The 23,023-nt window shown below is 49.2% G+C and carries 23 protein-coding genes and 1 pseudogene; 15 read left to right on the top strand and 9 right to left on the bottom strand.

Going from position 1 to position 23,023, the window contains the following annotated elements; translation table 11 throughout:
• The first annotated feature begins 34 nt into the window (after positions 1 to 34).
• Both Xkoz_RS10830 and xerC read left to right on the top strand, forming a co-directional pair.
• Positions 35 to 2,746, top strand: coding sequence for a CHC2 zinc finger domain-containing protein (locus tag Xkoz_RS10830; protein WP_099142171.1), 2,712 nt, complete (start codon positions 35 to 37; stop codon positions 2,744 to 2,746).
• Positions 2,747 to 2,969: 223 nt separating this feature from the next.
• A complete protein-coding gene (xerC, locus tag Xkoz_RS10825) occupies positions 2,970 to 3,941 on the top strand; it encodes a site-specific tyrosine recombinase XerC (RefSeq protein WP_099142170.1) in 972 nt (323 codons plus the stop codon).
• 61 nt (positions 3,942 to 4,002) lie between these two features.
• Here the strand turns inward: xerC and Xkoz_RS20855 are convergent, their stop codons facing one another.
• On the bottom strand, positions 4,003 to 4,347 hold the full coding sequence (locus Xkoz_RS20855) for a hypothetical protein (RefSeq protein ID WP_167386580.1): 345 nt from the start codon (positions 4,345 to 4,347) through the stop codon (positions 4,003 to 4,005).
• A gap of 680 nt (positions 4,348 to 5,027) precedes the next feature.
• Between Xkoz_RS20855 and Xkoz_RS10810 the strand changes: the two genes are divergently transcribed.
• On the top strand, positions 5,028 to 6,227 hold the full coding sequence (locus Xkoz_RS10810) for an RHS repeat domain-containing protein (protein ID WP_479688397.1): 1,200 nt from the start codon (positions 5,028 to 5,030) through the stop codon (positions 6,225 to 6,227).
• Positions 6,224 to 6,577, top strand: a complete 354-nt coding sequence (locus Xkoz_RS10805; protein WP_099142167.1) for a hypothetical protein — start codon at positions 6,224 to 6,226, stop codon at positions 6,575 to 6,577. The genes Xkoz_RS10810 and Xkoz_RS10805 overlap by 4 nt, the downstream gene beginning before the upstream one ends.
• A 46-nt stretch (positions 6,578 to 6,623) precedes the next feature.
• Here Xkoz_RS10805 and Xkoz_RS23005 read toward each other — a convergent pair whose 3' ends face one another.
• The 3 genes from Xkoz_RS23005 to Xkoz_RS10790 form a co-directional block, all read right to left on the bottom strand.
• Positions 6,624 to 6,770 (bottom strand): hypothetical protein, encoded by a 147-nt coding sequence (locus Xkoz_RS23005; protein WP_244183457.1) that lies wholly within the window; start codon positions 6,768 to 6,770, stop codon positions 6,624 to 6,626.
• 209 nt (positions 6,771 to 6,979) lie between these two features.
• Complete coding sequence (locus Xkoz_RS10795) at positions 6,980 to 7,330, bottom strand: SymE family type I addiction module toxin (protein WP_099142166.1); 351 nt, start codon at positions 7,328 to 7,330, stop codon at positions 6,980 to 6,982.
• Between the two features lie 135 nt (positions 7,331 to 7,465).
• Complete coding sequence (locus Xkoz_RS10790) at positions 7,466 to 7,762, bottom strand: SymE family type I addiction module toxin (RefSeq protein ID WP_422646053.1); 297 nt, start codon at positions 7,760 to 7,762, stop codon at positions 7,466 to 7,468.
• Here Xkoz_RS10790 and Xkoz_RS10785 point away from each other — a divergent pair.
• Complete coding sequence (locus tag Xkoz_RS10785; RefSeq protein ID WP_244183450.1) at positions 7,754 to 8,119, top strand: SMI1/KNR4 family protein; 366 nt, start codon at positions 7,754 to 7,756, stop codon at positions 8,117 to 8,119. The genes Xkoz_RS10790 and Xkoz_RS10785 overlap by 9 nt on opposite strands.
• A 91-nt stretch (positions 8,120 to 8,210) precedes the next feature.
• Here the strand turns inward: Xkoz_RS10785 and Xkoz_RS10780 are convergent, their stop codons facing one another.
• Entirely contained in the window at positions 8,211 to 8,417 is a 207-nt protein-coding gene (locus Xkoz_RS10780; RefSeq protein WP_099142163.1) for a SymE family type I addiction module toxin, read from the bottom strand.
• 56 nt (positions 8,418 to 8,473) lie between these two features.
• Positions 8,474 to 9,025, bottom strand: a pseudogene (gene tnpC / locus Xkoz_RS10775) (IS66 family transposase); the annotation flags it as partial.
• Between the two features lie 538 nt (positions 9,026 to 9,563).
• On the opposite strand from tnpC, the gene Xkoz_RS10770 reads away from it, so the two are divergent.
• Positions 9,564 to 10,097 carry a hypothetical protein gene (locus tag Xkoz_RS10770; protein ID WP_099142162.1) on the top strand — a complete coding sequence of 178 codons (534 nt, stop codon included), beginning with the start codon at positions 9,564 to 9,566 and terminating at the stop codon, positions 10,095 to 10,097.
• Between the two features lie 267 nt (positions 10,098 to 10,364).
• Here Xkoz_RS10770 and Xkoz_RS10765 read toward each other — a convergent pair whose 3' ends face one another.
• Positions 10,365 to 10,721: a DUF1090 family protein gene (locus tag Xkoz_RS10765; protein WP_244183449.1), complete on the bottom strand. Its 357-nt coding sequence runs from the start codon at positions 10,719 to 10,721 to the stop codon at positions 10,365 to 10,367.
• A gap of 211 nt (positions 10,722 to 10,932) precedes the next feature.
• Between Xkoz_RS10765 and Xkoz_RS10760 the strand changes: the two genes are divergently transcribed.
• Together Xkoz_RS10760 and gorA are read left to right on the top strand one after the other, a co-directional pair.
• Positions 10,933 to 11,775, top strand: coding sequence for a 23S rRNA (adenine(2030)-N(6))-methyltransferase RlmJ (locus tag Xkoz_RS10760; RefSeq protein WP_099142160.1), 843 nt, complete (start codon positions 10,933 to 10,935; stop codon positions 11,773 to 11,775).
• Between the two features lie 184 nt (positions 11,776 to 11,959).
• Positions 11,960 to 13,312, top strand: a complete 1,353-nt coding sequence (gorA, locus tag Xkoz_RS10755) for a glutathione-disulfide reductase (RefSeq protein ID WP_099142159.1) — start codon at positions 11,960 to 11,962, stop codon at positions 13,310 to 13,312.
• 203 nt (positions 13,313 to 13,515) lie between these two features.
• On the opposite strand, the gene lsrK is transcribed toward gorA, so the two are convergent.
• Both lsrK and lsrR read right to left on the bottom strand, forming a co-directional pair.
• Positions 13,516 to 15,108, bottom strand: a complete 1,593-nt coding sequence (gene lsrK / locus Xkoz_RS10750; protein ID WP_167386579.1) for an autoinducer-2 kinase — start codon at positions 15,106 to 15,108, stop codon at positions 13,516 to 13,518.
• A gap of 72 nt (positions 15,109 to 15,180) precedes the next feature.
• Positions 15,181 to 16,191, bottom strand: a complete 1,011-nt coding sequence (gene lsrR, locus Xkoz_RS10745; RefSeq protein WP_422646052.1) for a transcriptional regulator LsrR — start codon at positions 16,189 to 16,191, stop codon at positions 15,181 to 15,183.
• Positions 16,192 to 16,429: 238 nt separating this feature from the next.
• Here lsrR and lsrA point away from each other — a divergent pair, with 238 nt between their 5' ends.
• The 7 genes from lsrA (at position 16,430) to Xkoz_RS22990 (ending at position 22,717) form a co-directional block, all read left to right on the top strand.
• Complete coding sequence (gene lsrA / locus Xkoz_RS10740; protein ID WP_099142158.1) at positions 16,430 to 18,049, top strand: autoinducer 2 ABC transporter ATP-binding protein LsrA; 1,620 nt, start codon at positions 16,430 to 16,432, stop codon at positions 18,047 to 18,049.
• A complete protein-coding gene (lsrC, locus tag Xkoz_RS10735) occupies positions 18,027 to 19,040 on the top strand; it encodes an autoinducer 2 ABC transporter permease LsrC (protein ID WP_099142243.1) in 1,014 nt (337 codons plus the stop codon). Before lsrA ends, lsrC begins: the two co-directional genes overlap by 23 nt.
• Positions 19,040 to 20,068 carry an autoinducer 2 ABC transporter permease LsrD gene (gene lsrD, locus Xkoz_RS10730; protein WP_099142157.1) on the top strand — a complete coding sequence of 343 codons (1,029 nt, stop codon included), beginning with the start codon at positions 19,040 to 19,042 and terminating at the stop codon, positions 20,066 to 20,068. Before lsrC ends, lsrD begins: the two co-directional genes overlap by 1 nt.
• Positions 20,069 to 20,104: 36 nt before the next feature.
• Positions 20,105 to 21,124 (top strand): autoinducer 2 ABC transporter substrate-binding protein LsrB, encoded by a 1,020-nt coding sequence (gene lsrB / locus Xkoz_RS10725; protein ID WP_099142156.1) that lies wholly within the window; start codon positions 20,105 to 20,107, stop codon positions 21,122 to 21,124.
• A gap of 68 nt (positions 21,125 to 21,192) precedes the next feature.
• Positions 21,193 to 22,077 (top strand): 3-hydroxy-5-phosphonooxypentane-2,4-dione thiolase, encoded by an 885-nt coding sequence (lsrF, locus tag Xkoz_RS10720; protein WP_099142155.1) that lies wholly within the window; start codon positions 21,193 to 21,195, stop codon positions 22,075 to 22,077.
• Position 22,078: 1 nt separating this feature from the next.
• On the top strand, positions 22,079 to 22,378 hold the full coding sequence (lsrG, locus tag Xkoz_RS10715; protein WP_099142154.1) for a (4S)-4-hydroxy-5-phosphonooxypentane-2,3-dione isomerase: 300 nt from the start codon (positions 22,079 to 22,081) through the stop codon (positions 22,376 to 22,378).
• A gap of 135 nt (positions 22,379 to 22,513) precedes the next feature.
• A complete protein-coding gene (locus Xkoz_RS22990) occupies positions 22,514 to 22,717 on the top strand; it encodes an IS110 family transposase (protein WP_244183447.1) in 204 nt (67 codons plus the stop codon).
• The last annotated feature ends 306 nt before the right edge of the window (positions 22,718 to 23,023 follow it).

Genomic DNA, 23,023 nt, shown 5'->3' with positions numbered 1-23,023 from the left:
TGGAATCTTGACGCAATTTTAGGAAGGTCACTTTATGGCTCGCATCCCCGAAGCAGAATTACAGCACCTGAAATCCGCCGTCTCCTTAGTGGCCGTTATTGAGCAGCAGGGGCGGCAGCTCTTTAAACGCGGCAAAGACATGACCGTGCTGTGCCCGTTCCATGAGGAGAAAACGCCCTCGATGGTCATTACGCCCGCCAAAAATCTCTATCACTGTTTTGGCTGCGATGCGGGCGGGTCGGTGCTGGACTGGGTGATGAAGACGGAGAATTTAAGCCTGCGTCATGCCTGCGAACGGTTACGCGCCCTGCTGGGCAGCAATCCGGCGGTTGAGCCGCTGGTTGCCTCGTCAGAACTGATTAGCGATGTCGCCGGGCAACAGGCGCTGCTGTCACGGGTGGTTGCGTTTTATCACCATACGCTGCTGAATGCCCCGGAAGCGCAGGCCTATCTGACCAAGCGGCGGCTTAACCATCCTGAATTAGTCGCCCGGTTTAAGCTGGGCTTTGCCAACCGCACATTGGGCTATCGCCTGCCCGCCCGGCAACTGAAAGCCGGGGCGGAGATCCGCGCCCAGCTTCAGGTGGCCGGGTTGTTACGTGAAAGCGGGCATGAGCACTTCAGCGGCTCGCTGGTCATTCCGGTGATCGGTCTTGAGGGGCAGGTGCAGGAAATGTACGGCCGCAAAATCACGGATCGCCTGCGGGCGGGCACCCCGTTGCATCTGTATCTGCCGGGGGCGCATGGCGGCGTCTGGAATACGGCGGCGCTGATGGCGTCGAAAAGCCTGATCCTGTGTGAATCGCTGATTGATGCGCTGTCGTTCTGGGTCGCCGGGCAGCGTCATGTCACGGCGGCTTATGGCGTGAACGGGGTCACGGCAGATCACTGGCAGGCCTTTGAACAGTACGGCATTAAGCAGGTGCTGATCGCGTTCGACAATGACAGCGCAGGCAATGAGGCGGCGGTAAAACTGGCGGCCGCGCTGGTTGCCAAAGGCATCACGCCGTTGCGCGTGGTGTTCCCGCCGGAGATGGATGCCAACGGTTATCTGTGTCAGGTCGCTGAGCCGGAAAGCGCCTTTGCTCTGTTGCTTGAAAGTGCAGTACCGATGCAGAAAGCGGTGGGCATGGTGGCCCTTGAGCGCCAGACGGCTGATCCCGTTCCGGCTCCCGAACCCGCTTCGGCTTTAGTGGCTGACCCCACACCCAACACCACACCGGGGGTTGTCTGTGAATCCGGCGACCATGGCGAGCTGCTGATATCGGTCGGTACACTGCAATGGTGCCTGCGGGGCATGGGGGCAGTCAAAGCCGGCGCCGCTGCCATGAAACTCAATGCGCAGGTGCTGGACAGGCAGAGCGGGGTGTTGTTCGCTGATGGGGTTGATCTGATGAGTGCCCGCAGCCGGAACAGTTATGCCAGGCTGGCTGCTACCGAACTGGGGCTGGCAGACGGGGAACTGCGGCGTTCGCTGGGGCAGGTGTTACTGGCAGCCGAACAGTGGCTACAGCAGGGGGAAAACCCGGTAGCGGCGGCGCCTGAACTGAGCGAGGCAGAACGGGAGGCGGCGCTGGCGTTGTTGCAAGATCCCCAACTGATCAGCCGTATTACCGCTGATTTAGCTGCCTGTGGCGTGGTCGGCGAAAGCACCAATCTGCTGGCAGGCTATCTGGCGGCAGTGAGCCGTAAACTGCCCAAACCCTTAGCTGTCCTGATCCAGAGCAGCAGCGCCGCGGGCAAGAGCAGCCTGATGGAGGCGGTGCTGAACCTGATCCCGCCAGAAGAGCGCATCCAGTACAGCGCCATGACAGGCCAGAGCCTGTTCTATCTGGGGGAAACCCATCTCCAGCATAAAATCCTCGCCATTGCCGAAGAAGAGGGGGTGCGGCAGGCTGCCTATGCGCTCAAGCTGTTGCAGTCAGACGGCGAGCTGACGATGGCGAGCACGGGCAAGGATGAGACGACCGGCACGCTGGTCACCAAAAGCTACACGGTGAAAGGCCCGGTAATGCTGATGCTCACCACAACCGCTATCGATGTGGATGAAGAGCTGTTAAATCGTTGTCTGGTGCTGACCGTCAACGAATCCCGCGAACAGACCGAAGCGATCCATGCGGTGCAGCGCCAGAAGCAGACACTCGAAGGCTTGCTGGCTGAGAACGAGCGGGACTATCTCATTGCGCTTCACCAGAACGCCCAGCGGCTGCTGAAACCGCTGAATGTGGTTAATCCCTATGCCAGCCAGTTGACGTTCCTGTCAGACAAGACCCGTACCCGCCGTGACCATATGAAATACCTGACGCTTATTCAGAGCATTGCCCTGTTGCATCAGTACCAGCGGGACATCAAAACCGCCGAACATCGCGGGAACACACTGGAATATATCGAAGTCACGAAAAACGATATCCGGCTCGCCAATCAGCTCGCGCACGAAATCTTAGGCCGGACGCTGGACGAGATGCCGCCGCAGACGCGCAAGCTGTTGCTGCTCATCCAACAGATGGCACAGGAAATGGCCGTGGCCGGGCAGCAAACAGTGCGGGAAGTGCGCTTTACCCGGCGAGATATCCGGGCTTACACGAACTGGAGCGACAGCCAGCTTAAGCTGCATTGCCAACGGCTTAGTGACATGGAATATCTGCTTGTTCACGGTGGCAGTCGCGGGCATCTGCTGCAATACGAACTGCTGTGGGACGGTGACGGCGACAGCGCCCACTTAAGCGGCCTGATCGTGCCGGTATGATGATCGCAAGTCTGGGCAGAGCTGACGCAAGTCTATATCAAGTCTGCCCTAAGTCGGGGCCAAGTCTGGGTAGCCAAAACCGCCCTAAAGCCGCAGTCAGACAGGGATTGATGCCCGCAAGTCTGGTTAAACGAAAAATCACAGTTCCAGCAACCTCAGAAAATAACATCACACCGTACTGTTACCGCTTCGCTTTCACGTAAAAAATACCAGGAGCTGACTGATGCTAAACGCGCATGACTTCACGGTAATGACCTTACGCCAGCAACTGGACGGCTGGCTGGACACCCTGACGGCACAGGGTAAGAGTCTGAAAACCCGGCGGTCTTATCAGGCCTACTTAGTGCCGTTCGTGGACTGGTGCGAACAGCGGGCTATCCACACCGCCCCGCAGGTCTCACTGCCGTTGCTGGAAAGCTGGCAGCGTTATCTTCGCGCTTACCGCAAGGCCGACGGGCAGCCTTACTGCAACAGCGGCCAGCGTGAGCGGCTCAACGCCCTGCGGCTGTGGTTCCGCTCGTTGCTGCACCGTCACCAGATTTTATACAATCCGGCGGAACGGCTTGTGCTGCCGAAAAAAGAAAAACGGCTGCCCGCCCAGGTGATGAATGTCGATGAAATCGGGCAGGTGCTCGGCAGCCTGGACTGCGGGACGCTGCACGGCTTTCGCAACCGGGTGATGCTCGAAGTGCTCTGGAGCAGTGGGATACGCCGGATGGAACTCGCTAACCTGCGTATGGGTGACATTGACCACGGGCGCGGGGTGCTCTGTGTGCGTCAGGGCAAGGGGTTGAAAGACCGGGTGGTGCCCATCGGGACACGGGCGCTGGACTGGCTCACCCGGTATCTGGCGGAGGTTCGCCCCCGCTTGGCCGCGCGCCGTGACAGTGGTTACCTGTTTCTTTCAGACCGGGGATGCGGGCTGTCGAGTGATTACTTAAGCCATATCGTCGGGCACGTTATCCGTGAACAGGCGCAGCTCGACAAACCCGGTGCCTGCCACCTGTTCCGCCATTCGATGGCGACCCAAATGCTGGACAACGGTGCCGACACCCGGCACATCCAGGCGATACTGGGGCATGAACGGCTGGAAACCACGCAAATTTATACCCGTGTGGCTATCGGACACTTAAAGAAAGTGCATCAGGAGACGCATCCAGCGGAACGTCCTGAGAACGTACAACCAGACCAATGAGTCGCTAATATACGGCGCAAGCGGAACACGGGATGTCAGACAGTAGTGGCCTCCGTTAAAGTCATAACACAGCTAACATGGGATAACTCCCATTATCCCATGTTAGAAAGTGCTGTGGGGAACTCGGCAGTGGGAAAAAACTTTTAAGTTGGCAGAAAATCCGATAATCCCCGTTAAGTTTGCTGGGATCGGTGCAAGGGCAGACCGTGGCCGGACTGCCCGGAGGCATCGGCGCCGGCGGGGGTAAATGGGCCATGGGCGGCGGCGGCCACGGCGTCCCCAATCCGTCTGTGCCGGCCGCCCAAAGCCCATTTAACATAATGCAGGGAGATTGTGCGAAACTCGCCGGGGTGCCGCGTTGTCCCGCCCATCCCCCGAAGCGCGGCTCGCAACGTACAATCTGCATTATGTCTGGCGCCCCCGCTTGTCGGCATCGCTGACGTGCCGCCGCACAAGGCTGGCGCCTTCTGCTCTAAACGTCTGAGCCTGTGCCTGCCAAAAACCGCGCCCACGTTCCGGCACCGCGGCACGGTCAGGCTAAACCCCCTTCCTTCTTTAGCTGCTGTGCGTTGCTCAGGCCAACCCCCTGAAGGCAGGTCGGCCTGCGGCCTCCGCTAATTTACCTCCCCCGCCCCAACCCTGCTGCATTGGCTGCGCCCGGCTCGCAGTCGCAGACTCCTTGCTCGTTGCCGTGCTCGCCATCTCCGCCCCGTGCAGCCCCCTGAGGGGGCTTCCCTTGGCAACCCGGGGCGGTCATGCAAAGCCGTGCTCAATCTGAAACACCGGTGCTCCGGAGCGTCGCAGGGCGCCGCTTGCAGGCTCTGTGCCGCCCGCACCCGCAGAACGGCCGTCCGCCGCCCGGCAAGCCGGGCAGCGTTCGCCCGTTGCCGAAAGTGAAAAACATCACAAAAACAGGCTGTTCAGCCCATCACAAAGAAAAAGGGGCGCTATACTGCACAACGGCAAGCGGCTGAAAATCCAGAAAGTGCATATCGGGGTCTTAGGTTCGCGGATGTGGGCTAAACAGGTAAAAACGGTTCTTTAACAAGCTGATAGTCAAGGAAAAAATCGCTTAAAAAAGTATGACTGCACCGGAACCCGTCTGAGGACGGCCTCAATGAGATAGACGGGGAACGGCTGTACCAGAAGGGGCACCGGTTAAGGCAGCTCGGCCAGCATTTATTCGAATACGATGCGGGCGGTCGGATGACGGCCATGCAACTCTGGCAGGAAGGGCATCGCGCCCAACTGACCAAGTTCCGCTGGAACAGCCAGAACCAGCTTATCGGGGTGCAGACGCCGGGCGGCCAGCAGTGGGACTATCGCTACGATGCCTTCGGTCGGCGCACCGAAAAAGTGTGTGAACAGTCAGGCGAGCGTACCACTTACCTGTGGGATGGCGATATGCCGGCGGAAATCCGCGAGTACCGGCACAACCGGTTGCACTGCATCCGCCATCTGGTGTTTGACGGCTGGCAGTTGCTGGCGCAGCAGGTGCAGTTTTTCACCCCCGACCCGGAAAACCGCGGTGAACTGCTGGCCGGGAAAATCCAGACGCAGTACGCGGTGTGCGCCCCGACGGGGGAGCCGCTGGCGTTGTTTGATGAAGCCGGCCACCGGGTCTGGCGCCAGCCACCGCACAGCCTGTACGGCCTGCGTCTGGGGGTGCTGGGTGAAAACCCGGCACTGAACCCGGGCCTACAGTTCGCCGGCCAGTGGCTGGATGAAGAGAGCGGGCTGGTCTATAATCGGCACAGGTATTTTTCGCCGGTGGCCAGTTGCTATCTGACGCCTGACCCGTTGGGGTTGCTGGGAGGAAAAAATCCCTATGCTTACGTATCAAATTCAACGGGTTGGATCGATCCACTAGGACTAACACCTTGTTCTGCTTCTGGAATAAAAGATTGGGCCGTTGATGAATATGGAACATTGAGGGGATTAGTCAAAGGTAAGAATTTAGGCCTTGATGCTCACCATGCTGGTCAAAAAGCAATAATGAAAAACCTTGTGAAAAACTATGATCCAAATACTGGGCCAGCTATTTTAGTGCCAAAATCTGGACATACAATATCCAGAGGAGATTTAGGTGTTGTATCAAGAAGCACGAAAAACTCAAGAACGGGTGAGAAATTTACTAATGCTAGGGAATTGGTTGCTCGTGATATAAGAGAATTGAAGCGGGTTTATCCTGAAATACCGAATAAGGTACTTAAAGATCTTATTGATATGAATAAGAGAATGTATCCAGAGGTCAGATTCAAATGTGTTGATAAGGTAATAAAATGAAAAATGATGAAAAAGTAGTAGAATCGATTTTCAATGAGCTGTTTGATGATAACTTTAAGAATTACAAGGATAATTTAACAAACTCATCAGACAGTAATCGAGAAGGAGTATATTCAAAAGCTAAGAGAGCATTATCAAAATTAGATAATGAAGATCAAGTAGCTATTTTAAGTTTCTTTAAGGTAATAATGTCTGATACCGCATCAACTATCTTTGGAACTATTGATGGTTCTCATTTTCCTCCAAATATTGATGGCGACTTTACATTGTTATATGAAAATGAAGAAATACAAGGCGGCTTACAAGATTTATTTATAGAAAAAGCTGAAGATAGAGATATTTATAATTAAAGTAATGAAGCCGGAAAGATCCCTGTGATCTTCCGGCTTTCTACGATTATTCGGCCTGATAATCCCCAGGCAGCTCCCGCATCCTGAGCTTAATTTCACTGAGCTGGTCTTGCTGGCGCTGGTACTGTTGCTTAATGGTTCGGGTGTCATCGCTATCAGGAATAAGCACCAGACAACCGTCCATAATCTTCACGGTCAGGGTGCAACCTTTATCGAACCCGGCTGCCTTAAGCCACTGGCCGGCGGGGCGTTGGCCTTGTCATTTTGCGGTACGTATCCCACGGTGTAATAACGTTCTGTTTTGGCGGCTTTATGTATCGCATGGTTTTGCCTAGTCAGAATACAGCCTAAAAATAAACCGAAATGCTATGTAGCCATGCCGGTTTATTTTGACCGAGTTATTCAAGCCAGCAATATCGGCAGTTCAGCCCTGATGACAATTAGGCCATGCGCGGTTTCAATGCTAACAGGATGATCCAGCAAACTGCTTTCTGCCAGCCAATCACCCGCCAGATAAAGCTTGCCATTGTCGCGTACCCAATCGATGCCCTGGTGGGGATCAAGTTCGGTCTGATGGAATAAGGCGGCAAGATCGGGTTCAGTTTCTGGCTCAATCAGTGACAAAATTAATCCATTGGCAAATTGCGTAATATGAAATAACGCCTCAGCGGTAAAGCCAATGTTTTGCAATGCATCCCCGCTGATCACACAGGCCGGCAGTTCGGCAAGAGGAGAGGAAAGATAAAGATCCATAAATACACGCCTTGTGTTATTTAACGTGGCAGAAATGCGAACCGCTTCCCAAAATGAAAAAAGGGCAACAGAACAACAGAAAACGGTTCATATTCCATCAGCAAACTATTTATTTTTTCATTGTAAAACAGGCTATTATGTGTTTTTTCTTAGTCCGGTTTTATTTAACTGGCCGGGAAATTGCTGTAGCCAGTGGGCGACGGCGATATCATCCCACTCACCTTTATTCAGACTTTTCAGGCAGTGCCACAGTTCATAAAAATTCTGGGCGGTGATAATCAAACATCCCGGCATCACTCTGATTTTTAACGGATCGTTGACAGCGAACCCGGCTTCACGAAGCCAGTTTCCGCTTAAATGAATGGCAGGGATCGTGCGATCAAGTCCTTTGGGACGGTAAACGACTTTTTGATATCGTTCCGGTTGGGAAATTTTGTAAAAAAATATAATGGGGGCTATCCTGATCCTGATGCTTTTCTCTTTTTAAATGATGAAGAAGATGGCTCATCTGTTGATCGATTTCTTAGTTTAGGGTGTGAGAAACATCATGATCTCAGAAATTATTTTATTGACTATAAGGATAGAATTCCTCTTGATTTTTTGCCTATAGCTCATGATCCAGGTGGTAATTTGATATTGATTTCTTTATCAAACGATAATCCTGGTGTGTTTTTCTGGGATCATGAATTTGAAGCAGATGAAGGTGAATTGCCTGATATGAGTAATGTTCATCTCATAAGTCATACATTTACTGATTTTTTATCAGTTTTATATAAGTTGGAAATTTAATTTTATAATACCGGAACGATGTAATACTCTTCCGGTTATTAAATTTTAATTGTCCGGCTAATTAGCTTGCCGGACAATTAATTACTCTATTTTATCCTGCCTTATAATTCCCAATCAGCTCCCGCATCCGCAGCTTGATCTCACTGAGTTGGTCTTGCTGGCGCTGGTACTGTTGCTTGATGATGCGGGTGTCGTTACTGTCAGGAATGAGCACCAGACAGCCCTCCATAATCTTCACGGTCAGGGTGCAACCCTTATCAAAGCCGGCCGCCTTAAACCATTGGCCTTTAAGATGAATGGCAGTAACCGTCCGGTGATCTCACCTTGCTTTATCAGATAAGCACAAAGTGGGATTTAGCTAAACGGGTTTTCAGGCCAGGGAAGAAGCTCATTCAGCCGGTTGTTCGGCCAGGTGGGTAACCGGCGCAGGACATCACGTAACCAAACCCAGGGGTCATGACCATTCGCGTGAGCCGTTTCCAGCAAACTCATCACCATGGCGGCTCGCTGTCCGGCGGCTAAGGAGCCCGCAAATAGCCAGTTTTTTCGTCCCACCGCCACTCCCCGGATCGCATTCTCCGCCCGGTTGTTGTCTATCGGCACCCGGCCATCATCCAGATAGCACACCAGTGCCGTCCAGCGGTTCAGCGTATACGTTATCGCCTTGTATAATCCCGAGTTGGGGGCGGTTTTGGCCTGACAGGTTTGCAGCCAGGAGTGGAACTTATCCAGCCAGGGACGCGCATAACGCTGCCGCCACTGACGCCGCTTATCCGGGGGGCGGTGTTTAATTTTTCGCTCCAGTTTATACAGTTCCCGGATCCCCTCCAGCGCCTGTTTCGCCACCGTGCTTTGGCTGGCCTGGTAAACCTCAAAAAACTTGCGCCGGGCGTGGGCCCGGCAACCAAAAAAGAGGAATTGAAGTTTTAAATTATGTCTCTCTTTTCTGGTTACTATCCCTTAACGTAACAAATCAGACATACTTGATTACCCTAAAACTATCATAAAATCACGTTAGCAACTATTTATCTCGTTTATTATTTGCTTACCATGTTTTTCTATTTGAAATCAAAAAAAACGCGGGTACAATTACTATACTTTTTAGTCATTCAGGATATCTCTGCATAACACTCTTGATGCTAAAAATGAGAAATAAATACCGAATTTTATCTTGTAAGCCGCACTGACGATATAAATAGTAGTTGTATAACAATCGCTTGTAAGTAATAAGTGATGTGGAGTCGTCTCCGCAATTTAAGATACACCTTCGTGGCATATTGTAAATTCCAAAAATATCAGGCTGCTGTTGGAAAGGCAGAAGGGGGGATTTTCTGTTTATGTTTATCAGTGCTGTGATGAAGGGATAATTTTAATTGTTTGATTCTAAAGGTTAAAATTCCAAGGCCGTTTTCTCATATCAGATTTGATTATGAAGGGGGGAATGATGTTTTTCCATAGTGTCAACAAAAGTAATATTATTATTTTTTCGTTAATACTGGGAACTGCCATTTTATTTTTATCTTTTGAAAACAGCAGGTTCGGGATTATTGATTATGCCGATAAGCATTGCCAAAAAAATACAGCTTGCTTGATTGATATGAATAAAATCATTCCTTTCGACTGGGATAAAATGTATATCATCGACAAAGGGATGGCGCCGGAGGATATTGAAAAGATTGTCGGAGTTAAATTTGATTACGAAACTGGACTTTTTTATAAAATTATTTTTGTCAGGGATCAAAAGGTGATTTATTCAGATGAGTATCATTCATCTGATGAGTCTTATATGAAAAAATTTATTAAGCCTGATTTTCATTATCCCCATGAAAGAGAAGGAAATTATTTTAGCTATTATGCGATTTCTAAAGATAATTCCATTCTTTCAGTAAAAATTGAAAATGAGCCGCTTATGAGTGATAAAGTTTATTACAAAATCTCTCCTTCTAATGTGCAGCAGACTAGAGGGGGAGGGCTATAAAGTTTCTCTGATTTTGCTTCACCTTTCAGGTTGCTGCTTTACTGATAGCGCGGCTTTGCCAAGTTGAAAGCTGTTGAGTATATACCCTATGGATTTCAAGATGCGGCGCGGCGGCAAGGGAATGAACCCCCAGGAGCATAGATAACTCTGTGACTGGGGTGAATGAGCGCAGCCAACAAAGCGGCAACTTGAAAGACGACGGGTATAGATAAAATAAATACAGGGTTGGATGCAGGCCGTTGTTTTTTCGTGGCCTGCATTTTTTATCTATTTTTTCTTATGGTTTTTTCTTATGTCTATTTTTTTACTTTTAGGTGGCTGCAATGATGGGGAACCGTTTTTATCGGCTAAATTTCCCTTTACATTATTTTTTATATTATCTTTCACGGTTTCTGATTTATTGTTTTGATCTTGCAGACGTTTTTCCAGAGCGCATGTGGTTTTTGTATATTCTAAAGAACGAGTTAATCCTTTTATCAAACGTTCATCGTTATCTGCCTGGGCATACTGGAGCTGTTTTTCCAACGTCTTTTGCTTAATCTCACATCCCGTTTTACTTTGGGTTGCATAGGCTGAACTCACACTGAAAACGATCAATACAGAAAAGATCACTGTTTTCGACATCATGAATTATCCCTAAAGTTTTTAGGTTACCTATCTGAAATTTTATACGCTGATCTCGCTTTGATCCTGAAAACGCCCCTGAATTCACAACGAATAGAGAGCAGAAAGAGGCATTTATCTTTTTTGTTGCGAATGAGGCTATAATGCCCCTTTCGTTGTCTGGTAGGGCATCAGGCAAGTTATCAATATTCCGCTCCTAGGGTTAAATCGAATGTTAAGTTATCGCCACAGCTTCCATGCCGGCAACCATGCTGATGTGTTAAAGCACACAGTGCAAAGCCTGATCATTGAATCGCTTAAAGTAAAAGAAAAACCTTTCCTGTATCTGGATACTCACTCTGGCGCAGGCCGTTATCATTTGAGTGGGGAACATGCCGAACGTACGGGAGAGTATCTGGAAGGGATTGCCCGTATTTGGCAGCGTGATGATATCCCCGAAGAACTCACCGCGTATGTGGGTGCTGTGAAGGCGCTGAATCAACAGGGTACTTTGCGCTATTATCCAGGTTCTCCGCTGATTGCTCGTCACTTATTGCGGGAGCATGATGAGCTTAATCTGACTGAACTGCATTCGAGTGATTTTCCTTTGTTACGTACGGAATTCTCCCGTGATATGCGCGCCCGTGTCCTGCGGGAAGATGGTTTCCAGCAGTTGAAATCAAAATTGCCGCCAAAAAGCCGCCGCGGATTTGTGCTGATCGACCCGTCTTATGAATTGAAATCGGATTATCGGAATGTCGTTCAGGGTATTCAGGAAGGGTATAAGCGTTTTTCTACCGGGACTTATGCACTCTGGTATCCCGTTGTTCTGCGCCAGCAAATTAAACGCATGGTGAAAGAGCTTCAGGCAACAGGTATTCGCAAGATTTTACAAATTGAACTTGGCGTGCGTCCTGACAGTGATCAGCGAGGTATGACAGCATCAGGCATGATTGTCATTAACCCACCGTGGCAATTAGAGCAGCAGATGAAAGCGGTATTGCCGTGGCTGCATCAGATACTGGTTCCAGAAGGTATAGGGCATACATCAGTAGAGTGGATTGTCCCCGAATAAGGTAAGGGTTCAGCTTGAAATGGATTGTTATGCAATTCGTTGGCCTGAGTGCATTATTTCCCGATAGCCGTGGCCTATGGCAATAAGAGTGAGAATTGTCCACTGTCAGTGGTGACTTTTGTAATAATAGGCGTCAGGTTGAACCTTAGCAGTAACTTAATTGATGAGACGGAAGTGACCTAAGATGAGTAAACATTACGATTATATTGCAATTGGTGGCGGCAGTGGCGGCATTGCTTCCATTAACCGTGCGGCCATGTATGGGCAAAAATGTGCCCTGATTGAAGCAAAAGCATTAGGTGGAACATGTGTTAATGTGGGCTGTGTACCAAAGAAAGTGATGTGGCACGCTGCGCAAATTGCGGAATCTATTCATCAATATGGCCCTGATTATGGTTTTGATACCACCGTCAATCATTTTGACTGGAAAAAACTCATTGCCAGTCGTACCGCTTATATTGATCGTATCCATCAGTCATATGAGCGTGGATTGGGCAACAATAAGGTGGATGTCATTCAAGGATTCGCCCGTTTTGTTGATGCGCATACGATTGAGGTTAATGGCGAAAAAATCACGGCCGACCATATTTTGATTGCTACAGGCGGTCGTCCTGTACGTCCAGATATTCCTGGCGCTGAATATGGCATTGATTCAGATGGTTTCTTCGAATTGAATGAAATGCCGAAGCGTGTTGCTGTGGTAGGGGCTGGCTATATTGCTGTTGAAATCGCGGGTGTTTTGCATGCGCTGGGTAGCGAAACGCACCTGTTTGTCCGTAAACATGCACCTCTGCGCACTTTCGACCCTATGATTGTGGAAACACTGTTGGAAGTCATCAAAAATGAAGGGCCGATACTGCATACGGAAGCAATATTGCAGTCTGTGATGAAAAATAGTGACGGTAGCCTGACGGTTAAATTGCAAGATGGTCGCGAGCAAGTGGTTGATACGCTGATCTGGGCGATTGGGCGTGAACCGATGACGGATAATCTGAATTTGGCTGTAACCGGTGTTGAGCTAAATGAGAAGGGCTATATCCAGGTCGATAAATACCAGAATACCCATGTTGGTGGTATTTACGCTGTTGGCGATAACACGGGAGCAGTGGAATTGACGCCCGTTGCGATTGCGGCTGGGCGTCGTTTGTCAGAGCGTTTGTTTAATAATAAACCTGACGAGCATCTGGATTACACGAATATCCCAACCGTGGTATTCAGCCATCCACCCATTGGCACTGTCGGTTTAACGGAGCCACAGGCAAAAGCCCAGTATGGTGAAGATCAGGTCAAGGTTTATACATCGTCATTTACCGCAATGTATACTGCCGTGACGCAACATCGCCAGCCATGCCGTATGAAGCTGGTTTGTGCAGGCGCTGATGAGAAAATAGTTGGCATCCACGGTATCGGCTTTGGGATGGATGAGATCCTGCAAGGTTTTGCGGTTGCCCTGAAAATGGGGGCAACGAAGCAGGATTTTGATAATACAGTTGCCATCCATCCGACGGCGGCGGAAGAGTTTGTGACGATGAGATGAGGAATTAGCAAACCTCGTCTTATATATTCCTTCTGGAAAGAATCTAGACTGGCTATATAGATGGCTTATATAGCCAGTGCGCTTTGTCAGTGCATCTCTGGTACAGATAACCATTGCTAGCTCAAATTAACCCAGCACTTTTAAATTCCTTGCAAGAACGCTTCGCTAAGTTGGCCTCTAATGCTAAAGAGGCCAAATTAAAATCACAGCCCTGGTGCCTTCCATAATGACGTTGTCAATCCGTCATCCACCAGATGGAGTTGGTCTGCATATACCGCCTGCCAATCTTTCTTCGCCTTCTGGTAAATTTCACGATGGCTTAAATTCGGTTGATATTCTCGCTCCCAACGTACCAATCTTTCTCCTGTTGCGGGCAGGGAGTCATATAATCCAACACCCACTCCCGCCGCAATAGCGCAACCCAATGCTGTTGCTTCTTTTACTACAGGCACTCTAACAGGCAGCCCGGTAACGTCAGACAGAATTTGGCTCCAGAGTTTGCCTTTTGAGCCGCCGCCGGCGAAAACCAGCGAGTCGGGTTGGACGCCAGAGAAAGCCGAAACCATATCGAGATTACATGCCGAAACGATAGCTGCGTTCTCTTCCAGCGCCCGGAAGAGGGTTGCTTTGTTGCATTTTTCTGGATCAAGCGAGAGATTGAGGAAAGAGGGGGCCGCGTGATACCACGATTTAAAGCGCATGACATCGGAGAAAATCGGCATAACCCCATAGGCACCGGCAGGAACCCTTGCCGCCATATCTTCCAGTAGATTATAGGTATCAACACCGAGTCGCTCCGCTAGCAGTTTTTCTTCTGCACAAAAAGCATCGCGGAACCAGCGCATGGTCAGGCCGGTGAAGAAACTGATGGATTCGGCTTGTGCCATGCCGGGGATAACATGCGGGTTGATACGGATGTTCATGTTTGGATCGGTGATGGGTTCAGGCAGGTTGACGACTTGCTGCCAGAATGTTCCGCCAAGGACCGCGGTTTGGGCGGGTTTAACGACACCAATGCCAAGACAGCCGAGTTGAACGTCTCCGCCGCCCATAATCACGGGCGTGCCGCTAGCCAGGCCGCACTCTGCCGCTGCTTTTTCGGTAATATAGCCAAGCAGGGTTCCCGTTTCTTTGACGGGAGAGAGGATATCAGAACGCAATCCCGCCATCTCCAACAGACTTGGACGCCAGTCTCGGCTGACCAAATCCAGCATGCCGGTTGTGCCCGCGTTAGAGGGGTCAACGGCCAGTTCTCCACTTAGCCGATAAGCCAGCCAATCGCTGATCATGGTTAAGGTACTGGCTTGTCGATAGATATCAGGTCGGTGATGCGCCAGCCAAAGCAAACGCGGCATTGCCCCCAATGCCAATGTTTGGCCGGAATAGCGGTAGACGTCATATTCAAAGCGATGATTGTAAAGCTCTTTTAACTCACTGACTTCATGACTGGCGCGGGCATCTACGTTGGCACATGCCCAGATAGGATCACCGTCGCGATTATAGAGGACAATACCTTCCCGCATTGAACAAGCGGCAATGCTCTGAATCGCCTTGGCAGGCAGATCCGCCTTTTGCAGTGCCTGCCGAATGCATTGGCAAGCCAGTTGCCAGTTATTTTTTAGATCAAACTCCATTGAACCCGCAACATTGGGTACAGGGTGATGTATCCATTCAGCTTGTCCAACGGAAACCTGATTCCCTTCGAGATCAAATATAACTGCACGGATACTGCCCGTTCCTGCATCAAGTGCCATCAAATACTTTCTTGATGGGTGAGCATGAGCGCGTTGATTCATGATGCTATCCTCGTCTGTTGTTATCTTCTTTTATTCGATATGGCACAGGGATGGATAGAGATTATGGGTCGATCAAATCAGCATAGCTTTCGCGGTCTGTTCTTCTGTCACCAGTGAATGGATATAGCCGCCTTTTAATGCGGCAACAATAGCATCTGCTTTTTCGATGCCACCCGCTACACCAATCACGTTCGGGATGGTTTTCATTTCTGGCAAGGAGATACCGATCAGTTCCTGATGGATATCAATATTGCTAACCAGTTCCCCTTCCATATTGAAGAAGTAACCCAGAATGTCTCCGACGGCACCTTTGCGGGCAAACATCAATTGTTCACCATCGCTGATATAGCCGGAACGCATGATCGTGGCGTTTTGTCTTTGTTTGATGGCACCAATCCCGACAATGGCGGTATCGGCTGCACAAGCTGCCAAAATCACGTCCCGTACACTGCGTTCTTCGCGAAATGTCGCCGCGACTTGATGGGTAGAAGCGCGCAGTGGTGCAGGAATGATGCTGACAGGGCAGTTCGCATCAAGCTGGCCGATGCCGGTCATATAAGGACCAACACCTCCCGACAGTGTCACCAACCGAATTTGTTGGGATGAGATAAAACCACTGAGATACTGCAAAGTACACATGGGCGTTTCACCAAATCCAATCGCTAATAACTGGTGAGGTTCAATCAGTGCCATCAACAGGTGAGCGGCTGCGATACCGAGACGGGCATTCAGATTCATGCCGTCAAGGGTAGGTAGTACGCGAACCTGTTTGAGATTAAAGCGTTTTTGCAAAGTATCTTCCAACGCCAAACACCCTTCATAGCGTGAATTGATCTGAACGCGGATCACACCAGATTGCCGCCCTTTCTCCAACAGACGGGAGACCTTGAGGCGACTGAGGCCGAGTAATTCACCGATGTCCCCTTGCGTCAGGCCATCGTGATAGTAAAACCAGGCAACTCTGGCCATTAGTTCTTCTTCACTCATGCTGTTTCCTGGATGGTTGTGACTGGAATAGTCAATTTCCTCGGATAATACGCTTCTCTCTGATGCTGATTGTTGCTTGCTTAATTTGGCCGACATAATAATTTCTTTATCCACGAGGAAAGAATAAGCATAAAAATCTCTAATGTACTAGAGGCTTATCGCAAAATTTGAACATATTTTAATTTGGATCTAATTTTTTCACAAAATGTGATCTAATTATTGAAAAAATCTTAAGTTTTGCATTAGAGTCTTGAACAAATGTTTTTAATATAAATAAAATTTCAATTTCGCATCGGTGTCAGAAACGCAAACCTAAAATGCCATGAGGTACGTGATGTCACAGAGCAATACTGTCACTAATACCAATCATCCGTTTTGCCTGAACCCTACTAACAGTGTCCCACTTCTGGTTGCCTGTGGGATCCGTAAGCAGTTTTCAGGTTTAATGGTGTTGAAGCAGATTGATTTTATGCTGATGTCAGGGCAGGTGCATGCGTTACTGGGGGGAAATGGTGCCGGTAAGTCAACGTTGATGAAAATTATTGCGGGTATTGAACAACCCGATGCCGGAACTTTGATTGTGGATGGGGCAAAGGTCAGCCATCTGACACCTGCAAAAGCCCATCAACTGGGCATTTACCTGGTTCCACAAGAACCTCTGTTATTTCCCAACCTTTCTGTGCAGGAAAATATCCTGTTTCGTTTACCAAAGCACCAAGCCAGTATGAGTCGAATGCATGAGTTACTGATTCAGCTTGATTGCCAAATTGATTTGAAGGCACCCGCGGGCAGTTTAAATGTAGCGGATCAGCAGTTGGTGGAGATTATGCGCGGTCTGATGCGAAATTCCCATATTTTGATTCTGGATGAACCGACCGCCTCGCTAACGCCCGCCGAAACTGAACGTTTATTTGCACGAATACGGGAGTTACAACAGCAACAGGTAGGGGTTGTCTTCATTTCCCACAAGTTGCCTGAAATTCGTGAGATTGCGGATTATGTCAGCGTGATGCGAGATGGGGGGATCGCCCTTAGCGGAAAGATTGAACATTTTACGACGGAAGAGATTATCCAGGCGATTATACCTACAGCAAAATCAACCGCATCGTCTGATCATCAAAAACTGAGCCAGAAAGCCAGCAGTAATGGATCGAATAGTGCGTCAAAGATACCTGTTTTGGAAGTGGCTTCTCTGTGTGGGGAAGGGTTTCGTGATATTTCCTTGATGCTACGGGCGGGAGAAATTGTTGGTTTGTCTGGGGTAGTGGGAGCAGGTCGTACAGAACTGGCTGAGACACTCTATGGACTGCGCCCAATTGTCAGTGGTGAAATTCGGTATCAACAACACGTCATCAATAAACTCGATACAGCAGAGCGGTTGCAGCGTGGGTTGGTCTATTTGCCAGAAGATCGACAGGCTTCAGGGTTGTTTCTTGACGCCTTTTTGAGTTGGAATGTTCGTTCCCTGACACACAGCCGAAGCACTTTCTGGACACATTCCACCCACGATGCTGGCGTATTGGAACGATATCGCCAAGCGCTCAATATTCGGTTCCACAATATCAATCAATCTGCACGTACGCTATCTGGCGGTAATCAGCAAAAGATTTTGATTGCTAAGTGTCTGGAAGCTAAGCCCACGGTGCTGATCATTGATGAGCCAACACGCGGTGTTGATGTGGGGGCGCGTAATGATATTTATCAGCTTATTCGTGATATCGCCAGCCAGCAGGTGGCGATCCTCCTGATTTCTTCTGATATTGATGAAATTGTCCAGTTGGCCGATCGCGTGTTGGTCATGCATCACGGCAAACTTTGTGGGCAACTTGATAAAGACCACATGAATGTGGACGAGATTATGCACCTTTCTTTTGGCGAACTTCTTTTTAACGAAAAAGCAGGGGATAACAAAAAAGCACAGGGGGAACGTCATATTGAAATTCATCCAGAATAACCGAGAGGCTACAGCATTAATTGCCATTTTGGGGCTGTTTGCTTTGTTGGGAAGCCTCGATCGCCATGCTTTCAGCGTCCAAACTGTCACTATGATCTTCGGTAATGCCCAAATCCTTATTCTATTAGCGATAGGGGCTACGTTGGTCATGTTGACTCGTAATATTGATGTGTCTGTTGGTTCAACGACCGGATTATGTGCAGTGGTGTTGGGAATGTCGCTCAATGCGGGGTTTCCGTTGGCAATTGCCTGCTTAATGACGTTGCTGGTTGGAATGATGGCAGGGTTAATCAACGGTGTATTGGTGGCGTGGTTGAAAATTCCAGCCATTGTTGCCACGTTGGGCACGCTCGGTTTATACCGTGGATTAATGCTGTTGTTGACTGGCGGTAAATGGATTGAAGGTTTGCCTGCTGGGGTTAAAGATCTCGCCAGACCAATGCTATTGGGTATTTCACCAATTGGTTGGTTGTTGATGTTATTAATTTTATCGACCGCGTGGATGCTAAAGAAAACTGGGTTTGGCCGAGGGTTTTACGCGACGGGCGACAACCTGCAAGGCGCCCGCCAGCTTGGTGCTCCCGTCAATGGTATTCGTATCACAGCATTTACCGTAAATGGTGTGATGGCCGCATTGGCAGGTATTGTGTTTGTGGCACAAATTGGCTTTATTCCGAACCAAACGGGGAATGGATTGGAAATGAAAGCCATCGCTGCCTGTGTACTGGGTGGCATCAGTTTGCTGGGGGGAGTGGGAACCGTCATTGGGGCAATATTCGGGGCATATTTTCTGACGCAAATCGATAGTGTCCTGGTATTACTTAAGTTATCGGCATGGTGGAATGATTTTATTGCGGGTCTTGTCCTGTTGGCGGTGTTAGTGCTGGATGGACGTTTACGTAGCGTTGCTGGTAAGAATTTACGCCAGCAACGCTACGCCCATTTCCTTGAGCCTATAGACAAACTCACTGCAAGAAATGGGAGGCCATAATGAATACGGTACAACGCTATGGGCAACGTTATGGTTGGGAAACGGCGCTTTTGGTGTTGTTGGTGGCGGAGATTTTGCTGTTCGGCGTGGTGAATCCAAGGATGTTGGATATTAACGTGCTGCTATTTAGTACCAGTGATTTTATCTGCATTGGTATTATCGCATTGCCGCTAACGATGGTGGTCGTCAGTGGTGGTATTGATATCTCTTTTGGTTCAATTATTGGCTTATGTGCTATTGCATTGGGTGTCATGCATCAGGCGGGTTTACCAATGATTGTGGTCATTCCCTTAACTTTGCTCGTCGGGGGGTTGTGTGGCCTGATTAATGCCGCCCTGATTTTCTATACGGGTGTGAATCCATTGGTGATTACGCTCGGCACAATGTATCTGTTTGGTGGTAGTGCCTTACTACTGTCGGGATTATCTGGTGCGACGGGATATGAAGGCATTGGTGATTTTCCTGATACATTTACCGATTTTGCCAACCTGGCACTGCTCGACCTACCGGTGCCTTTGCTTATTTTTATGCTTCTGACGCTGGTGTTCTGGCTTTTTATGCATCGCACCCACCGTGGCCGTAATGTTTTTCTTATTGGGCAAAACAACCGTGTTGCCCGCTATGGTGCTATTCCCGTAAACCAAACTTTGTGCTTGTTATATGCCTTAACTGGCCTGGCTTCGGCAGTGGCGGCGATTATTTTGGTCTCTTATTTTGGTTCGGCGCGTTCGGATTTGGGGAGTTCTTTCCTAATGCCGGCTATCACTGCTGTCGTGCTGGGGGGAGCCAATATTTACGGCGGATCGGGTTCGATTATGGGAACGGCACTGGCGGTTTTACTGGTGGGGTATTTGCAGCAAGGATTGCAGATGGTGGGAATTCCTAACCAGATATCCAGCGCGTTGTCTGGTGTTTTGCTGATTGCGACGGTGATAGGACGATCTGCTTTGCTACATCGCCATCAAATCTGTGATTGGTGGCAACGTCGAAGGGCTTCAGTTTCACAACAACATATTTCTGAAACGTAAAAGATGATCTTGAAATAAAAATAAATGGAGATAGGCATGAAAGCACCAACAATGAAAAAGCTGGCTTTGGCTGCGGCGTTAAGTCTGGGGTGTGTTTCCTTGGCTCAGGCAGCAGAAAAGATTGCATTTATCCCTAAATTGGTTGGCGTTGGGTTCTTTACTAGCGGCGGTCAAGGTGCGGTGGAAGCAGGCAAGGAGCTGGGTATTGAGGTCACTTACGATGGCCCGACAGAGCCAAGCGTTGCGGGGCAGGTTCAGCTTATCAATAATTTTGTTAATCAAGGCTATGATGCAATTGTAGTTTCCGCTGTATCACCAGATGGACTGTGCCCTGCCTTGAAACGCGCGATGAAACGTGGTGTCAAAGTGTTGACGTGGGATTCCGATACGGCGCCAGAATGCCGTTCTATCTATATCGATCAAGGAACGCCAAAACAGTTGGGCGGGCTTCTGGTGGATATGGCTGCTAACCAGATAAAAAAAGAAAAAGCGCAAGTGGCATTTTTCTATTCCAGCCCAACAGTGACGGATCAAAACCAATGGGTGAAAGAGGCCAAGGCGAAAATTGCACAGGAACACCCGAATTGGGAAATTGTCACCACTCGATTTGGCTATAACGATGCCACTAAATCGTTACAAACGGCAGAAGGCATTTTGAAAGCGTGGGAGGATTTGGATGCGATTATCGCTCCAGATGCCAACGCTCTGCCGGCGGCGGCTCAGGCCGCAGAAAACCTGAAACGCCAGGATGTCGCGATTGTTGGGTTCAGTACCCCGAATGTCATGCGCCCTTATGTTGAAAATGGTACGGTTAAACAGTTTGCTCTGTGGGATGTGGTCAAGCAGGGCAAGATAGCCATTCATGTTGCCAATGAGATCTTGCAAAAAGGCGAGCTGAATGTCGGCGATAAATTGAATATTCCTGAAGTTGGCAGCGTTGAGATTTCGCCCAATAGTGTACAGGGATACCGTTATGAAGCGAAAGGCAACGGCATTGTCGTCATGCCTGAGCGGGTCATTTTCACCAAAGACAATATCAATCAGTATGATTTCTAATCAAGATGATTTCTGATTCATGGGGCTGGTAGGCAGCCCCTGATTCTGACACCTTTCTGGAGGGAGAAATGGCAGATTTAGACGATATCAAAGATGGTAAAGATTTTGGCATTAATACACCGCAAAAGAATACCCTGTTTGAACTGAAAGGTTGTGGTGCACTGGACTGGGGTATGCAATCCCGTTTGGCGCGGATTTTCAATCCCGCTACGAATAAAACCGTGATGCTGGCATTCGACCACGGCTATTTTCAGGGGCCAACGACAGGTCTGGAGCGGATTGATATCAATATCGCCCCCTTGTTTGAACATACCGATGTGTTGATGTGTACCCGCGGTATCCTACGCAGTCAGGTTCCGCCTGCAACGAATAAACCTGTCGTTTTGCGGGCGTCTGGGGCCAATTCGATTCTGACTGAACTGTCCAATGAAACGGTTGCGGTGACGATGGAAGATGCACTTCGCCTTAATGTCTGCGCAGTGGCGGCACAGGTCTATATCGGTTCAGAACATGAACACCAATCCATCAAGAACATTATCAAGCTGGTGGATCAGGGAACACGTTATGGCATGCCAACAATGGCGGTGACGGGCGTCGGCAAAGATATGGCGCGTGACCAACGTTATTTCTCGCTGGCAACGCGTATTGCCGCCGAAATGGGGGCGAATATTATCAAAACCTATTATGTCGATAGTGGTTTTGAACGCGTGGCGGCGGGCTGTCCAGTGCCGATTGTGATTGCAGGTGGTAAGAAATTACCGGAACTGGATGCGCTGGATATGTGCTATCAGGCGATTGATCAGGGGGCATCGGGTGTAGATATGGGACGCAATATTTTCCAGTCGGAAGCGCCTGTTGCGATGCTGAAAGCGGTGCAGGCAGTCGTGCATCGCAATGAGAAGCCCGCTCAGGCTTATGAACTTTTCCTGAGTGAGAAAGCCAAAGGGGAATAATATGCACGTTACGCTAGTGGAAATTAATGTTAAGGCCGACAAAATAGACGAATTTATCGAAGTTTTTCGGGATAACCACCTTGGTTCAGTGAAAGAACCCGGTAATTTACGCTTTGATGTGTTGCGTGATGAGCATATCCCCACTCGCTTCTATATCTATGAAGCCTATGCTGATGAAGAAGCCGTGGCAGCACATAAGAAAACCCCCCATTACTTGCGTTGTGTTGAAAAACTGGAGGCACTGATGACTGGGCCACGGAAAAAGACCACGCTTATTGGTTTGATGCCGGAAGGGAAGTAAGTCGAGGGGACATCAGGTCGAGTGACAGGAAATATTTTTGCGTGTTATTAACTGGAAAATAGGACGGGTTTAATCCTCTGTTATCGGGGTAATTAATGATAACAGAGGGTATCTGTAGTAGTTCAGACTATCGCCATGGAATCGACGGGCGTATATTGGGTGCCGATCTATGAAATTCTTGAAGCGTATGGATTTGAAGTCGTGCTTGCAAACGCCCGTGAGATGAACTCGGTTCCCGGCCGAAAAACTGATGTGAATGATGCACAGTGGATCCAACGTCTACATGCTTGCGGGCTGCTAAAAGTCAGCTTTCGGCCCACTGCGTTAGTAGTGAGTTAAGGAGTTACTTACGGATCCGTGAAAGACTCTCCGATTATGCCGCTGCCTATATTCAGCATATGCAGAATGCCCTGACATTTATGAATATTCAGCTGAACCTTGTGGTGGCTGATATCACCGGGGGTACCGGTATGCGGATCATCTGGGTGATCGTCAGTGGTGAATATCACCCCCGATATATTAGCTAACCCGAATTCTGGATAAGGAATTGACGAAGTGCCTGTTCCAAGAGCAAAGTTTTGGTGCACGCCAAAAACCGCTCTGGGGAGGAACAGGCAATGAACAAATTAGTGGAAATTTTCTGTG

Source organism: Xenorhabdus kozodoii, assembly GCF_002632875.1.
GTDB classification, from domain to species: Bacteria; Pseudomonadota; Gammaproteobacteria; order Enterobacterales; family Enterobacteriaceae; genus Xenorhabdus; species Xenorhabdus kozodoii.
This window is presented reverse-complemented; position numbering and strand designations above follow the sequence as displayed.